The organism is Paenarthrobacter sp. PPS72, assembly GCF_048537125.1.
Lineage (GTDB): Bacteria > Actinomycetota > Actinomycetes > Actinomycetales > Micrococcaceae > Arthrobacter > Arthrobacter nitroguajacolicus_E.
Window position 1 is genome coordinate 40,885 of sequence record NZ_JBLYIE010000057.1, and the last position, 14,812, is coordinate 55,696.

The window sequence follows — 14,812 nt, forward strand, 5'->3', positions numbered from 1 at the left end:
CTGTGTTCTTACAGTCTTGTTGGGGTTTGCAAGGTTGGGTCGGGGATCGTTGATGGGTGCGGTGTGTGTGTCTGTGTTCTTACAGTCTTGTTGGGCTTTGCAAGGTTGGGTCGGGGATCCTTGATGAGTGTGGTTCGTTGAATGGCGAAGGCGCTTGTTTGGAGGTAGGACACCGCCACCCCGGGCGTCAACTTCAAGCTAGATCGAACAACCTTACAATCCCAATGGACTTATCAAGGTTGTACTACTATCCTTGACGAGTGGATATAAGAATGTTTGAGGCGTCGCCATCCGGGAAGCTCGTTCCCATTTCCGGCACAGACGGCAGGAGCGAGGAATCGTGGACGCATTTCGCCTATGTGCCCAATCCCCTTCCTTCGGAAGTGCACCTGACACCCGAGGCGCAGATTGCCCTAGGCGAAGCCGATAGGGCAGTTGGTGCACTAAACGCATACCTGACCCTGATCCCAGACCCGCAATGGCTGGTTCGGCCCACGCTTTCGAAGGAGGCGGTCAGCACTTCTGCACTTGAAGGAACTTATGCCTCCCTCGAGGAGGTTCTCGAGGCGGACTATATAGACGAGAAAAAATCGACAGCCCAAGTCCGGGAAGTTAGGAACTATTTGCGGGCAGCGGAACGGTCGTTGGAGTCCCTGAAAACTCGCCCTGTATGTCGAAGCGTCTTGGAAGAGCTGCAAGGCATCTTGGTCAAGGGAACTCGCGGTGAAACGTATGATTCTGGCCAGTTAAGGAAGCGCCAGGTCTTCATCGGAAACCATGGACGCCCGGTTTCGGAGGCCCGTTTCGTACCCCCACCCCCAGGGAAGATTCTCGAGGACGGATTTTCTGATTGGGAAAAGTGGATCAATTTGGCGGATCGAGTCCCTCTCCTCATTCGCGTTGCCCTCGGTCACTATCAGTTCGAGACGCTCCACCCTTTCGTGGACGGCAATGGAAGGATAGGACGGCTAGTCATGACCCTTCAACTCATCGAGAGTAAGGTGCTGGACTACCCGATTCTAAACATGGCCTCCTGGCTTGAACCACGGCGAGAAGAATACATTGATCATTTGCTTAGAATGAGCCAAACTGGTGACTTTGATCCCTGGATTCGGTTCTTCATGAAGGGTGTGGCAGAGCAGTCTTTAGCAACAACCAAAGCGATTCGCGAGCTGCTTAGCCTCAAGGAGCTGATGCAACAACAACTTCGGGACGTAAAAGACAAGAGCATCGCAACATCTCTTGCCGCTGACCTAATCGGGAATCCGGTCTTTGATGTGAGTAGCATTGCGCGTCGATATGGAGTTTCTCATCAGGCTGCTAATAATGCTGTCAATAAGTTACTCAAATTGGGCCTCATTGATCAAGTTGGTCAAAGAACCTATGGCAGGCTGTTTGTCTGTAACAGGGCCATGCGCATAATGAGTTCTTTCTGAACGTCTACTCTTTCGGGGAAGGTGCTAGGCGGCTTTATGCTTGCGAGACTGTTGGCATCGACGTCGTCAAGCGCGCCACTGAAGCTGTTGGGCGCTTCGGCAGCCGGGTTTCATTGGTGATCAAGGCCGACATCCGTCCCGGGTACAGCGGTGAGCTGACCGGCAAGGTGGAACGGCTCGAAGACGCCATTTCCGCCACGGACTAGATCCTTTCCCCACGCCGCGGCGAGTGCCAGACTGGGGGCCATGATTGAACACGGAACCGAGCCTGGTTGGGTTGACGTCGAGCATTACCTGACGGACGTCGTCGTGCGTCCTGATCCTGCCCACAAGCGCGCCATTGCATCCGCTGTGGAGGCCGGCATGCCGGCCATTGAAGTAGCCCCCAACGCCGGCAAGCTGCTGCGCATGCTGGTGCAGATGTCCGGCGCCAGGCGGGTACTGGAAATCGGAACCCTCGCGGGCTTCAGCAGTATGTGGATGGCACAGGGACTGCCCGACGACGGCCGGATAGTGACGTGCGAATTCCTCCAAAAGCATGCGGACGTTGCGCGCGCCAACCTGGACGCTGCCGGAGTAGGGCACAAGGTGGACATTCGTGTTGGTGCTGCCCTGGACACCCTGCCCGCGCTGGCAGGCCAGGAATCGTTTGACTTCGTTTTCATCGATGCGGATAAGGAAAATGACGCCAACTACCTCGACTGGGCCATCCGGCTCGGGCATCCGGGCACGGTGATCGTGGTGGACAACGTCATCTGGGACGGCGCCATCCTGGAGCCCGGGAGGGACGAGGTAAACGCGCCCGGCATCCTGGCCATGCTGGAAAAGATGGGCCAGGATCCGCGTCTGGATGCCACCGCCATTCAGACGGTTGGCAGCAAAGGGTGGGACGGTTTTGCGATAGCGCGGGTGAGGTAATGGATTTCACCATTCGCGCCGCAAGAGCGGAAGATGCCGAGGCCATGGCCCTCATGCATGTCCAGTCGTGGAGGGAGAGTTACGGGCACCTGCTGCCACCGGAGTTCTTCCAAAAACAGGAAGCGGCGCTGCCGGATCGCATTGAGCGGTACCGGGCCTTCATCGCCGCAGGCCACACGAGGATCCTCGCCCACGATCCCGATGGTCAGCTGGTTGGCCTCGGTGCAGCTGGTCCGGGGCAGGACGAGGACGGTCCCTGCGAACGGGAGCTCTTCATGCTCTACACCCTGGAACGCATCCATGGCAGGGGAGTGGGCCAGGCCCTGGTGGAGGCACTGATCGGCGACGGACCAGCGTACTTGTGGGTGCTTGACGACAATCCCCGGGCCCAGGCTTTTTATCGTCGCAACGGTTTTGTGCCGGACGGAAAACGGCAGCTTTGCGACCCATCATGGTACTCGCTGCCGGAACATCGGATGGTGCGTCCCGCCGTCGGGCCTTAGCGGATTTCAAACTCACGCGGGCTGTTCCCACAACTGACTCATCTCGATATGGTGATCACGAACCGTGTCGATAAAGATCGTCCGGTTTGGAATCAGGCATCGATCATCGGAGCCTGAGTACGCCATTCGATTCTCGGGAGGAAGCATGACTATTCCAGAGCAGGATCCAAGCGAGCAGGAAGGCCCCGCGGACGGGGGCGCGGCCGGCGTCCCGGGCGCCCACGACGGCGGTGCTGATGGTGGTGCCGACGGCGGCGCTGATGGTGGTGCTGATGGTGGTGCCGACGGTGGTGCTGATGGTGGTGCCGAAGGCCCCGCAGACGGGGGTGCGGCCGGTGTTCCGGGCACTCACGACGGCGGCGCTGATGGTGGCGCTGATGGTGGCGCTGACGGTGGCGCCGGACAACAAGGCAGCTAAGTTTGAGTTCTACCAGCACTGATTTCCAGGACCCCGGCGCTGTCAAGGATGCCGGGGTCCTGGGGACACGCCTGATCGACATCAGCCAAGAAAAGTTCGCCAGCGACGTATGGGGGCGCACCGCGCTACTCACTCGTGGTGTCAGCGACTTCTCCGATGTGTTCTCAGCAAACGCCGTCGATGAACTGATTTCGCGCCGCGGTCTTCGAACACCCTTCCTCCGCGTCGCCAAGGACGGTTCCACACTGCCGGAGTCCTCCTACACCTCCCCGGCAGGAGTTGGCGCCACAATCGCTGACCAACTGGACGACACAGCGCTGTGGCGCAAATTCGGCGACGGAGCCACCCTGGTACTGCAGGCCCTGCATCGCACGTGGGAGCCGGTGCAAAGCTTCAGTACAAAGCTCAGCGGCGAACTTGGACATCCTGTGCAGGCCAATGCCTACATCACCCCGCCTCAGAACCGTGGTTTCGACGACCACTACGATGTCCACGACGTCTTTGTCCTCCAGATAGAGGGAACCAAACGCTGGATCATCCATGAGCCGGTGCATGTGGACCCCCTGCGTAGCCAGCCTTGGACCGATCGCCGACCCGACGTCGCCGAGGCCGCCCAGGGCGAGGCATATATCGATACCGTCCTGGAGCCCGGCGATGTCCTCTACCTGCCTCGCGGTTGGTTACACGCGGCACAGGCACAGGGCAAAGTTTCCATCCACCTCACGCTGGGAATCCACAGTTGGACCCGCCATGCGCTGGCCGAGCACCTCACACAGGCCGCGCTGGCCGCACTTTGCGAGGATCCCGAGATGCGCCGGTCCCTGCCCCTGGGCGTGGATGGCCCCGAAGGGGAGATCAATGCCGTCCGTGAACGTCTCGCAGCCGTGATCATGGAGGCGGATACTACGTCCCTCTTCCACCGTGCCCGGAGGGGACAGGGACGCCCTGCTCCGCTTGGCCCGTTGGCCCAGCTCACGGCCGTCCAGGGCCTCGGCCCGGAGTCGCTGGTTCGGCTTCGGGATGCCCTTGAAGCGCGGCTCGAGGACACACGTTTGACTACCCGCGTGGGTTGGCTCGACTTCCCAGAGGCGGACCTGTCTTCCGTGAGGCGCCTGCTGGACGGCGAGGAGCACAGCGCGGCTGACCTCGGTGTTGAACTTGCGGAAAGGCTGTTACGCGCAGGAGTTCTCGTCCCCGTTGAAGTGTGATCCCGGCGTGAATAGTGACAGCCGCCTGAACAGTGACAGCCGCCTGAACCGTGCCAGCAGCCCGAACAGGGACGCCAGATGGTGACATCCCCCGCGGCTGCAACGGGCCGTTTCTTCTGCGCGGAAAGTGCTCGATTGCGTGGCGACCCGATGGCAGGTACGGCCTCACCCGGCTTGGCTTGGGTCCTCATAGAGTTTCCGGGCGCATGGCCGCCCAATGGTTTCGAGGGCCTTGATCTTGACGCCCGGACCAAGGCTTTGGTCATCTCCGCTGCCCGGACGGCGAATGCGCGGATCCTCCTTGTGCGGCGTCCTGGCCCCCGGCGGCTCGGTGCCCGCCAAATCCATGGTCCGGCCAGTTGGGCAATACTTCGTCATGACAGCTTTGGCGCCCATCAACAGCTTTGGGGCGTGTGGGAGAGGGATGAGGACCTCGCAGAGATTGTTTCAGCCCTGGCATCTCCCGGAGAGCAGGGCTTTCCACCGGTCATCCTGATCTGCGCCCATGGTCAGCATGACACCTGCTGCGCAGTGCGGGGACGGCCCGTGGGGCGCGCGCTCAGTGAGCGGTGGCCTGGATTGGTGTGGGAGTGCTCCCATGTTGGCGGTGACAGGTTCGCAGCCAACGCCGTCATCGCCCCGGACGGCGTGTATTACGGGGGACTCGACGCCGGGTCCTCCGTCGCCACGATCGAGGCGCACCTCGCGGGCGTCATCCATGCCGGGTATCTGCGCGGATATACGGACCTCACCCCACCACAGCAGGCGGCCGTCGCGGCCGTGCTTGGACGGTTCGGCCCTGCCGGTCGGCATGATTATCTGGTCACGGAGACGCTGCGGGAGGGCGAGCAATGGCGCATCCACATCACCGGTAAGCCGCCCCACCCGGCCCATATCGATGTGGAATTGCAGGCCCGCCGGGCGCCTCTGCGTCAGCTGACCTGCCGTGCACCGGCGGAGGGGTCGGTGATAGTTTACGAACCCACGTCAGTCAGGAGAATCTGACACGTGAAGACCGAAATAGGCTACAGGCCCTGGCGCGGTTCCGAATCGTCCGGCTGAGCCATATCCAGCGGCGAACCCTCCAGCGACGAATCCAGGAGGCTCGGCGGTTTGGGCACACGGGCAAGCAGCAGGCAGACGACCGTCAGCCACGCGACTGCCACCGTCAACACCTCCGCCCACACCGATGCTCCGAGTTCCATGTAGAGATCATAGGGCTCCCGAGGGCAAAACGGTAAGTAGCCTTACTTTTGATGTGTCCGTTCGGAGCAATGTGGCGCTCCACTAGGCTTGGAGCATGACTCAGGCAGGGCGGAAGTAGTGGCAAAACGGGGCAAAGCAGGCAGATCCCAGAGGTCGACGGCGGGCGTCGTCGAGGTGCCTTCCGGCACCCGCCCTGACGGTCCGGCCGCAGGGGTCTACTACATCGATACCGGCGACTGCGAGTTGATTCAGGACCAGGACAACTCCAACGGCTGGCTGCTCAAGATCAACGGTGTGATGAGCTCACACATTGACCTCGCGGACCCACTGTTCCTGGATTTTGAGTACATGCGCTGGATCGCTGCCCTGGTTGAATCGCGCTGGCCGCGCGAACAGAAACCGAAGCTCCGCGCCCTGCATCTTGGCGGGGGAGCCTGCTCCATGGCCCGCTACTTCCACGCAGCCTACCCGGAAGCGCGGCAGGTGGTTGTTGAGCTGGACGGCAAGCTGGCTGACTACGTGCGGGGCTGGTTCGATCTCCCCAAGGCGCCCTTGCTGCGGATCCGCGTGGGGGAAGCCCGGCAGGTCACAGAGACCCTCACTGAGGACAGCCGTGACCTGATTATTCGCGATGTCTTCGCCGGAGCCTTTACGCCCCGGGCCTTGACCACCCGGGAGTTCACCGCGCACGCAGACTCGGTCCTCGCCCCTGACGGACTCTACGTGGTCAACTCCGGGGATGCCCCGGACCTCAAAAACGCCCGGGCCGACGCCGCCACCATTGCCGACACGTTTGAGCACACCATGATCATCGCCGATCCCGCCATGCTCAAGGGGCGGCGCTACGGCAACATGATCATGGCAGGGAGCCATGTGCCGTTCGGCGATGACCCCACGCTGGCCCGCAGGCTATTGGGCGGAGGCGTTCCAGCGCACATTTGGGATGACGCCAGAGTGCGCGCGTTCGCCAAGGGAATCCCGGCGCGGCATGATCCGCCGGCCGAACCTGTGAGCGAACCTTCAGTTCCGGCTCAGTGAGCTGTTCCACGCTTCCCAGAGGTGTGCGTAGCGGCCGCCTTCGGACAGCAGTTCCCAATGCGAACCCGACTCCACAATCCGTCCCTGCTCCATGACCACAACGGTGTCTGCGGAAGCGGCTTGGGACAGTCGGTGCGCGATCACTACTGAGGTCCGGCCTGCCAGCGCTGCCTCGGCGGCCTGATCCAGCATCGCGGCAGAACCGGTTCCGGCTTCCGCCGTGGCCTCGTCGAGGACCGCGATGGGCGGATCCTTGAGCATCAGCCGAGCCAAAGCCAGTTGTTGCGCCTGCTCCGGAGTGAGCTGGTGCCCGCCGGCGCCTACGGAGGTCTCCAGTCCGTCGTCGAGCGTTTCAACCCAAGCAGCCCCAACTGCCTGCAGGGCGTGCTGGAGTTCGTCGGAAGTAGCGTCGGGTTTGGCGAGCCTAAGGTCCTCCGCGAGCGTGCCGGAGAAGACGTGCACTTCCTGGCTGACCATGGCAATGCGCCCGTGCAGGTCTGCCGGGGCTGCAGCAGCTGTATTCAGCCCGCCCACCCAGGCAGTCCCGGTGTGGGGATGTTGCAAACCCATGATGACTTTGGCGAGGGTGGTCTTACCGGCGCCCGACGTTCCAACAATCGCCACTCTCTCGCCCGAGCGGACAGTGAGGGACACACCCTTGAGGGCCGGGCGTTGGCCAGGGTAGGCGAAGGTGATGTTGTCCAGGGCGATGCTGGCGTCAGTGGCAGCTGACGACGTCGGGGCGGCGGCTGGCGCTGTGGACATCGTCAGGCCGAACATGCGGCCCAGTCCGGCAGCGGCTTTTTGGAGTTCATCGAACTGCCCCAGGACCAGCCCGATCGGATCGAACAACCGATAGAAGTACAACGCGGCAGCCGTTGCCGCGCCGATGGTCACGGCGCCCTCGGCATGGAGCCAGAATCCCACCAGCAGAACTGCCGACAGTCCGATCAGTTCCGCAAGGTTGAGCCGGTTGTAGAACCGGGTCAGGAAACCCACCCCGCGAAGGGAATGGCCAATGTTTTCGTGGGATGCTGAGGCCACAAGGTCCACATGGCGGGACCCGAGGCCCAAAGCCAAGACAGAACCGGAGCCATGGACGGTCTCGATGATCTGCTCGGTCCGGTTGGCTTCGGTGATCCGGACCGTCCGGTAAATGGGCGCGGTCCGCTTGAGGAACCAGCGAAGGGTGAAGATCTGCAACGGGGCCGCAACCAGCACGGCCACGGCGAAGCGCCAGTCGATCACGCCCAAGCCCAACAAAGTAACTCCGATAGTGAAAGCTGCACTGGTGAACGCGGGCAGCACGCCGGAAATCGCCTCACTGACTGCCTCAACGTCACCGGATACCCGGGCAACGACGTCGCCAATGCCCGCCTTTTCCAGTTCTTGCAGCGGCTTCCGAACGGCTGCCGCGAACACTTCCTGGCGCAGTCCGGCCAAGGCTTCCTCACAGATGCGTGCCAGTAGGTTCTGTCCCAGGATGCCCAACAGGGCTCCGAGTCCACCAGCAATCAACAACCCGATTGCCAACCACAGCAGGGACGTGACGTCCCCGCCAGTAGCTGCGATATTCACCATCACGCCCAAAATGGCCGGGGCAGCCAAGCCGCAGCAGGACGCCGCGAGCAACACGGTGATGGTCAGGGTGAGCTTGCCGGGGCGTTGCGCCAACAGGCGCCACATCGCCTTCCGGGTCTGGCGAGGGGTGGCAATAGGCAGAATCTCCGGGCTCACGAGCCCACCATCTCTCGGTAGCCGGCGGACGTAGCGAGGAGTTCCCGATGTGTTCCGGTTTCCGGCAGGCCGTCAGCTCCGCCCACCACCACGCGATGGCACACGGCCAGCAGGGTAGGGCTGGTGGTGACCAGCACCAGGGCCTTGTCCGGGAAGTTGCGCAGCCCGTCCGCAATGACAGCTTCGGTGGCGGTATCGACGGCGGTGGTGGGGTCGTGCAGGACCAGGACCGGTTGCTGCTGGTGCAGCGAACGGCATAGAACCAGCCGCTGCCGCTGGCCGCCGGACAGGCTTTGGCCGTGCCCGGTGAGGACAGTTTCCAGGCCTTCGGGCAGTTGAGAGACAAAGTCCCCGACGGCGGCGGCCGACATGGCGCGTTCATGCATCTTCGCACCGGCTGCTGCCACGTTTTCGCGGACACTACCGCCGAAGAGAACTCCATCGTGGCTGTCCGCGAAGACCCTGGAGCGTACGTGAAGGGGATCGAGGTCGGCGGCGTCGCGGCCGTCAACGGAGAGGAGGCCACGGGGTGCGGGTACGCGGAAGCCCAACGTGTCCACCAGCTGCCGCGCATGCGTGCTGTCCGGAAGGACGACGCCCACGATTTCGCCGGCCGACGCTGAGAAGGGCGGGAAATTGGCATCCGCAGCGCCTGGCCGGAGCTCCAGCAGCGGAGCCGGTCCGGATGTCGAGGCGAGGTTCGCAACAGAGCCGGCTGCCGCCGTCGAACGTTCCTCTGCTTCGGGTGCGGGCACCGCCTCCGGTTCTTCCAGCAATACTGCGATCCGTGCCGCGGACGCGCGTTTGCGGGCGAGTTCCACGCTGAGGAAGCCAAGCGCGGTCATGGGGCCCTGAACGAACTGCGCCACGCCAACAACGGCCACCAATTGCCCAACGGTGATGCTGCCCTGGAGCGCGAACCACGCTGCGAAGAAGGCGATACCCGCCAGAAAGGCTGCGGACAAGGCTGTGCTGGCTCCCGTGTAAGCGGACTTGGCCCGGATGGCCTTCAAAGCGGAAGCCAGCGATGCCCGGCTCGCGGCGCTGTAGCGGGTTATGGCAGCGTCCTCCGCGCCGAGGCCTTTGAGCGGGCGGGATCCGGTAATGAAATCCGTGGCGAGGGAGCCGGCACGAGCTGCCGTGGACTGCTCCACGTCGCTGCGGTTTTCGAGCGGTTTGGTGAGCCGGTGCATCACCAGCAGCATGACCGGAGTAGCCAGGAGAACGGCAATACCCAGGGGCACTGAAATGAGCAGGAGGGTGACGGCCGATGTGATCACGCCGGCGGCTGCAGCCAAGCCTCCGCTGATCAGCCAGGACAGCCCGGCAACCCTGTCTGCGTCGGAAGAGGCAATGGCCACGATTTCGCCGGGTGCTCGTTGGGCGGCCATCCCGCGGGGATGAAGTGTTCGCTCCACCACCAATTGGCGGAGATCGTGTGAGCCATAGTTGAAAGAGCGCTCGGTGGCCAGGGTGCCCAGCCGCCACGAAAGGGCCAGCACGACGAACACAACAGCCAGGACGCCCAGCCACCCCAGAAGGGCGCCGGCATCGTTCGGTTGGATGGCATTGTCCACCGCGGCGCCGATGGTTGCCGGCACCAAGGCCTCGCTGACCTGATGCAGGGAGAGTCCGGCACAGCCTGCCAGCAGCAGCTTCCAACGTCCGTTGGAGAACAACGTGAACCTGAAAAGCCGGGAGACCTTCCAGGGTGCTTGCTTGTTACGCCCGGGCGGGCAGGGCGGAGTGGCAGAACTGGAGGGCATGGTTACCATACTAAGGGTCGCCTAACTTTGAGACGGCCAGATGGCCCGCCGCTACAGCGCGCCCAGCAGCTCCTCCCGCCGCTTCTCTGCTGGCTACAGACCTGTTTGACTCACTCCGTACTCAGCCTGCTCCGGAGTGAAGCCCTCGAAGAGCAGTTGGTCGATTAAGCCTGCCCTTGAGAACGATGTGAAGTCTAAATAGCTTTTAGCCTTCTTTGCGGCCTGCTCGTTCCAATCTACTTTTACCCTGTCTACGGCCCACGTAGCATCGGTTGCTGAGTACTTTTCGAATTCCAATTGCTTTATGAGTCCCGGATAGGAGAAAGCACTGAATTCCAGGTAGTCACCGGCCTTTCGTAGAGCGTTCCGTTGACTGACGGTCCCGGCTGCTGCCTGGGCCGCCGCCTCTGCAGCAGCTTTCGCCGCAGCATCCGAATCGGCCTTGGCTTGGGCTGCGGCGTCAGCCTCGGCTTTCGCGGCGGCGTCAGCTTCGGATTTTGCCTGAGCAACAGCGTCAGCGTCAGCTTTCGCCTTCGCGGCAGCTTCGGCGTCGGTTTTGGCTTTCACCGCCGCCTCTGCGTCCGCAACAGCCTTGGCCGCGGCGTCGGCATCAGCCTTCGCCTTAGCGTCGGCATCGGCTGCCGTGGCAACCGGCGAAGCAACGGGAGCTGCGGCTGACTCCTTGGTTGTGGAAACAGCCGGGGCGGAGGACGGCGTAGCCCCGCCGCGGGTGGCGTTGAAGATAATGCTCAGGAGGACGAACACACCCGTGACGATCAGAGCCACTTTCTTGTGCTGCTGATAGCCCGCAAGCGGCAGGCCTTGTTTATCCCGGGTTTGATTCGCAAGTACAAGGATGAGGTCAATGAGAGCCCATATGCCCAAGCCACCGATGGTAAAGAGCTTGAGGAGGCCGGTTCCAACCTTGCCCAGATAGAACCGATCCACACCAAAGACGCCAAGGAGAAGCGACAGCAACCACGTCACAAGGAACGACTTGTTGCCTTGCGGTGGTTGCCCGTAGGCCTGGGCTGGAGGGTATGCGGTGGGATAGGGGTTTTGGCTCATGAGAGTCCCTTCATAGGACACCTGACCGACGTGCGATGCGAAGCGTACGGAGTGGGTGCGGTAAGTGGACGCCCTTTGAGGAAAAGGCGTCGATCGCACGTGCGGTTAACCACGCTCGGTACGTTGCGAACAACATGATCACTTCCCCCCAAAAAAAGCGTCACGGGCGTCAATGCCCGTAGATGGATGCTACACGTTGTCTGGGGGAATGGAACCCCAACGTCACCGCGGCGCGAGACGGCAGATAACACCCATGATTTCGTAGAACGTGACCCGTCACCTCGGTGCGCTACTCGGCGCCCAGCAGCTCCTCCCGCCGCTGCTCCGTTTCCTCGCGCAAGGCCTGCACGACGGCGGCCACTGCGGGGCGGCGCATGGAGTCGGGGCGTAGGACCATCCAGTAGGGGAGAAGTTCGGCGAAGTCCGAGGGAAGCAGGCGCACCAAGTCAGTGTGCCGATCGGCCATGAAGCAGGGCAGGAAACCTACACCGGCTCCAGCCCGGGTGGCTTCCACATGCACAAACACGTTGGTTGAACTGAGGCCGTCCCGCATGGTGGGGACCAGTCGGCGCGGAGCGTCCAGGTCGTCCACTTGGAGCATCGAGTCAACAAAGTAGACGAGTTGGTGCTGCGTGAGTTCCTCAATACTGGAAGGTGTCCCGTTGTCGGCGAGGTAAGCGCGCGAGGCATACATTCCCAGCCGGTACTCCCCGAGCCGGATGGCCTCGGCGCGGTGGACTTGCGGCGTCCCCACCACCACCTCGATGTCCAGGCCCGAGCGCTGTTGCAACGCCCGGCGCGTCACCGTCACGATCTCCACACTCAGTCCAGGATGTTCGCGGCGCAGGCGTGCCACGGCCGGCGCGGCAATATAGGCGCTGAAACCATCAGTCGCGGTCATGCGGACGACGCCGGTGATGGGGTCGGGTGCGCGGTCGCTCGGTCCCAGGGCGCTCACCGCAGCTTCGATCCGTTCTGCCACCAACACGGCTTCGGCGCCCAGCTCCGTCACTTCCCAACCGCCGGCCGCACGCGCGAGGACCCGGCCGCCCAGCGCCTTTTCCAGCGCCGCTATCCTGCGCGAAACCGTGGTGTGGTTGAGCCCCAAGGCCTGGGCCGCCGTCGTAAATTTTCCTGAGCGTGAGACGGAAAGGAAGATGAGGAGGTCGTCCGGGTTCGGGTTCATATCTGCAATTCTGCACACATAGGGTGCCACTTTGGTCATTGAGTGCAGAAGAATCTGCAGCAATACTCAGTGGAGCATTTCGTGTTGTGGATCACATCACGTTCAAAAGGGTCAAAGAGGACACTGAGGAGATGGATATGAGCGTAGAGCAGCGCTCCGCATCAAAAGCAGGGAAAGGCGCCGGCGAAGGCTCCGGACTCAAGAAGATCGTCGCGGCGTCGATGGTCGGCACGGTGGTGGAGTGGTACGAGTTCTTCCTGTACGCCACGGCCGCCACGCTGGTTTTCGGCAAGTACTTCTTTCCGAGCACCGGCAACGAACTGGACGGCATCATCCAGGCGTTTATCACCTACGCGGTTGGCTTCGTAGCCCGCCCGCTCGGCGGAATCGTGTTCGGCCAGATCGGCGACAAACTGGGCCGCAAGCCCACCCTCCAGCTGACCATCGTAATCGTGGGCGTTTCCACGTTCCTGATGGGCTGCCTCCCCGGCTTCATGGAGATCGGCTACTGGGCGCCGGCCATGCTGGTGGCTCTCCGCTTCATCCAGGGCTTCGCGCTCGGCGGCGAATGGGGTGGTGCCGTGCTGCTGGTAGCCGAGCACAGCCCCAACAAGTCGCGCGGCTTCTGGTCGTCATGGCCGCAGGCAGCAGTTCCGGTAGGTAACCTCCTTGCCACCGCCGTCCTGTTCACCATGTCCTCCGTCCTCAGCAGCGAAGCCTTCCTCGGCTGGGGCTGGCGCGTAGCCTTCTGGCTGTCCGCAGTGATCGTGTTCGTGGGCTATTACATCCGCACCCACGTCACCGAAGCCCCCATCTTCCTCGAAGCCAAAGCACAGGTGGAGGAATCCAAGGCCATCAGCTACGGCGTGGGCGAAGTCATCCGCAAGTACCCCAAGGGCATCCTCCAAGCCATGGGCCTCCGCTTCGCCGAAAACATCATGTACTACCTCGTGGTGAGCTTCGCGATCGTCTACCTCAAGAGCGTCCACAAGTACGACACCTCCTCGCTCCTCCTGGCACTCCTGATCGCCCATGTCATCCACTTCCTGGTCATCCCGCAAGTTGGACGGCTGGTGGACTCGTGGGGACGCAAGCCCGTCTACCTGGTGGGCGCTATTGCCGGTGCCTCCTGGCCGTTCTTCGCCTTCCCCATGTTCGACACCAAGAACGCCGTGATCATTGTCCTCGCCGTCACCATCGGCCTGTGCATGCACGCTTTCATGTATGCAGGTCAGCCGGCCATCATGTCCGAACTCTTCCCCACCCGCATGCGCTACTCGGGCGTTTCGCTCGGCTCGCAGGTCACGTCCATCTTCGCCGGCTCGCTGGCACCGCTGCTGGCAACCCAGTGGCTCAAGGACACCGGCTCCTGGCTTCCCACAGCGATCTATCTGGTGGTGGCCTGCGCCGTTACCGTAGTCGCCGTCGTATCCCTGAAGGAAACCAAGGGCATCGCGCTCCAAGAAGTGGACGAGGCCGACGCGATCCGGCACGGACTGACCACGTCCTCTTCCGGAAATGCCCCGAAAGGCTGAATCTGATGGACAACTCCTTGAACGGACGCAAAGCACTGGTGACCGGCGGCGCGAGCGGAATCGGGGCAGCCTGTACCCGGGCGCTCGCCGCCCGCGGGGCGAAAGTAGTGGTGGCCGACGTCGATGCCTCCGGAGCTGCGGCCCTCGCCGACGAGCTGGGCGGCACAGCCTGGACGGTGGACCTGCTGGATGTGGACGCCCTGGCTGCACTCAGCCTCGACTGCGACATTCTGGTCAACAACGCCGGCATCCAAAAAGTTGCCCCGATCGAGGAGTTCGAACCCGCGGAGTTCCGGCGGATCCTGGCCCTGATGCTGGAGGCCCCGTTCCTCCTCATCAGGGCTGCGCTCCCGCACATGTACGCCAACGGATTCGGGAGGATCATCAACATCTCGTCCGTCCACGGACTCCGCGCATCGGCCTACAAGAGTGCGTACGTCTCCGCCAAGCACGGCCTCGAAGGGCTCAGCAAAGTCACTGCCTTGGAAGGTGGCGGGCATGGCGTCACGTCCAATTGCATCAACCCTGGCTATGTCCGCACGCCACTTGTGGAGAAGCAGATCGCGGATCAGGCCCGGCTCCATGGCATCCCCGAGGCCGAGGTCCTGGCCAAGGTGATGCTCACGGAGTCCGCGGTGAAGCGTCTGGTGGAAGTGGAGGAAGTTGCGTCGCTGGCCGCTTGGATGGCTTCCGACGACGCCGGCATGGTCACCGGCGCGAGCTACACCATGGACGGCGGCTGGTCAGCTCGGTAAACGACCTCGCGAGTTGGCAGATAACCCCCATGTTTCCG

The 14,812-nt window shown here is 62.6% G+C and carries 14 protein-coding genes and 1 pseudogene; 9 read left to right on the forward strand and 6 right to left on the reverse strand.

What is annotated here, in order from left to right:
- Positions 1-260: 260 nt before the first annotated feature.
- The 4 genes and pseudogenes from ACLRGI_RS20190 (at position 261) to ACLRGI_RS20205 (ending at position 2,857) form a co-directional block, all read left to right on the forward strand.
- Entirely contained in the window at positions 261-1,436 is a 1,176-nt protein-coding gene (locus tag ACLRGI_RS20190; RefSeq protein WP_419203239.1) for a Fic family protein, read from the forward strand.
- Between the two features lie 59 nt (positions 1,437-1,495).
- Positions 1,496-1,642: pseudogene (locus ACLRGI_RS20195) on the forward strand (thiamine-binding protein); the annotation flags it as partial.
- Positions 1,643-1,682: 40 nt separating this feature from the next.
- Entirely contained in the window at positions 1,683-2,354 is a 672-nt protein-coding gene (locus tag ACLRGI_RS20200) for an O-methyltransferase (RefSeq protein WP_419203240.1), read from the forward strand.
- Positions 2,354-2,857 (forward strand): GNAT family N-acetyltransferase, encoded by a 504-nt coding sequence (locus tag ACLRGI_RS20205; protein ID WP_419203241.1) that lies wholly within the window; start codon positions 2,354-2,356, stop codon positions 2,855-2,857. The genes ACLRGI_RS20200 and ACLRGI_RS20205 overlap by 1 nt, the downstream gene beginning before the upstream one ends.
- Positions 2,858-2,960: 103 nt before the next feature.
- Here the strand turns inward: ACLRGI_RS20205 and ACLRGI_RS20210 are convergent, their stop codons facing one another.
- The gene (locus tag ACLRGI_RS20210) at positions 2,961-3,263 is read right to left on the reverse strand and encodes a hypothetical protein (RefSeq protein WP_419203242.1); all 303 of its coding nucleotides are present in this window, start codon (positions 3,261-3,263) and stop codon (positions 2,961-2,963) included.
- 14 nt (positions 3,264-3,277) lie between these two features.
- Here ACLRGI_RS20210 and ACLRGI_RS20215 point away from each other — a divergent pair, with 14 nt between their 5' ends.
- Positions 3,278-4,483 carry a cupin domain-containing protein gene (locus tag ACLRGI_RS20215; RefSeq protein ID WP_419203244.1) on the forward strand — a complete coding sequence of 402 codons (1,206 nt, stop codon included), beginning with the start codon at positions 3,278-3,280 and terminating at the stop codon, positions 4,481-4,483.
- Between the two features lie 150 nt (positions 4,484-4,633).
- Entirely contained in the window at positions 4,634-5,488 is an 855-nt protein-coding gene (locus ACLRGI_RS20220; RefSeq protein ID WP_419203255.1) for a ferredoxin family protein, read from the forward strand.
- 20 nt (positions 5,489-5,508) lie between these two features.
- On the opposite strand, the gene ACLRGI_RS20225 is transcribed toward ACLRGI_RS20220, so the two are convergent.
- Positions 5,509-5,688, reverse strand: a complete 180-nt coding sequence (locus tag ACLRGI_RS20225; RefSeq protein WP_419203245.1) for a hypothetical protein — start codon at positions 5,686-5,688, stop codon at positions 5,509-5,511.
- Positions 5,689-5,806: 118 nt separating this feature from the next.
- Between ACLRGI_RS20225 and ACLRGI_RS20230 the strand changes: the two genes are divergently transcribed.
- The gene (locus ACLRGI_RS20230) at positions 5,807-6,727 is read left to right on the forward strand and encodes a spermidine synthase (RefSeq protein ID WP_419203246.1); all 921 of its coding nucleotides are present in this window, start codon (positions 5,807-5,809) and stop codon (positions 6,725-6,727) included.
- Here ACLRGI_RS20230 and ACLRGI_RS20235 read toward each other — a convergent pair.
- From ACLRGI_RS20235 to ACLRGI_RS20250, 4 genes are all read right to left on the reverse strand, one after another.
- Entirely contained in the window at positions 6,710-8,464 is a 1,755-nt protein-coding gene (locus ACLRGI_RS20235; protein WP_419203247.1) for an ABC transporter ATP-binding protein, read from the reverse strand. The genes ACLRGI_RS20230 and ACLRGI_RS20235 overlap by 18 nt on opposite strands.
- Complete coding sequence (locus ACLRGI_RS20240) at positions 8,461-10,230, reverse strand: ABC transporter transmembrane domain-containing protein (RefSeq protein WP_419203248.1); 1,770 nt, start codon at positions 10,228-10,230, stop codon at positions 8,461-8,463. Before ACLRGI_RS20240 ends, ACLRGI_RS20235 begins: the two co-directional genes overlap by 4 nt.
- Before the next feature lie 93 nt (positions 10,231-10,323).
- Positions 10,324-11,298 (reverse strand): Ltp family lipoprotein, encoded by a 975-nt coding sequence (locus ACLRGI_RS20245; RefSeq protein WP_419203249.1) that lies wholly within the window; start codon positions 11,296-11,298, stop codon positions 10,324-10,326.
- A 289-nt stretch (positions 11,299-11,587) separates the two neighbouring features.
- Positions 11,588-12,484: a LysR family transcriptional regulator gene (locus tag ACLRGI_RS20250; protein WP_419203250.1), complete on the reverse strand. Its 897-nt coding sequence runs from the start codon at positions 12,482-12,484 to the stop codon at positions 11,588-11,590.
- Between the two features lie 137 nt (positions 12,485-12,621).
- Here ACLRGI_RS20250 and ACLRGI_RS20255 point away from each other — a divergent pair, with 137 nt between their 5' ends.
- Together ACLRGI_RS20255 and ACLRGI_RS20260 are read left to right on the forward strand one after the other, a co-directional pair.
- Positions 12,622-14,019 carry an MFS transporter gene (locus ACLRGI_RS20255; RefSeq protein WP_419203251.1) on the forward strand — a complete coding sequence of 466 codons (1,398 nt, stop codon included), beginning with the start codon at positions 12,622-12,624 and terminating at the stop codon, positions 14,017-14,019.
- Positions 14,020-14,024: 5 nt separating this feature from the next.
- On the forward strand, positions 14,025-14,774 hold the full coding sequence (locus tag ACLRGI_RS20260) for a 3-hydroxybutyrate dehydrogenase (RefSeq protein WP_419203252.1): 750 nt from the start codon (positions 14,025-14,027) through the stop codon (positions 14,772-14,774).
- Positions 14,775-14,812 lie beyond the last annotated feature (38 nt).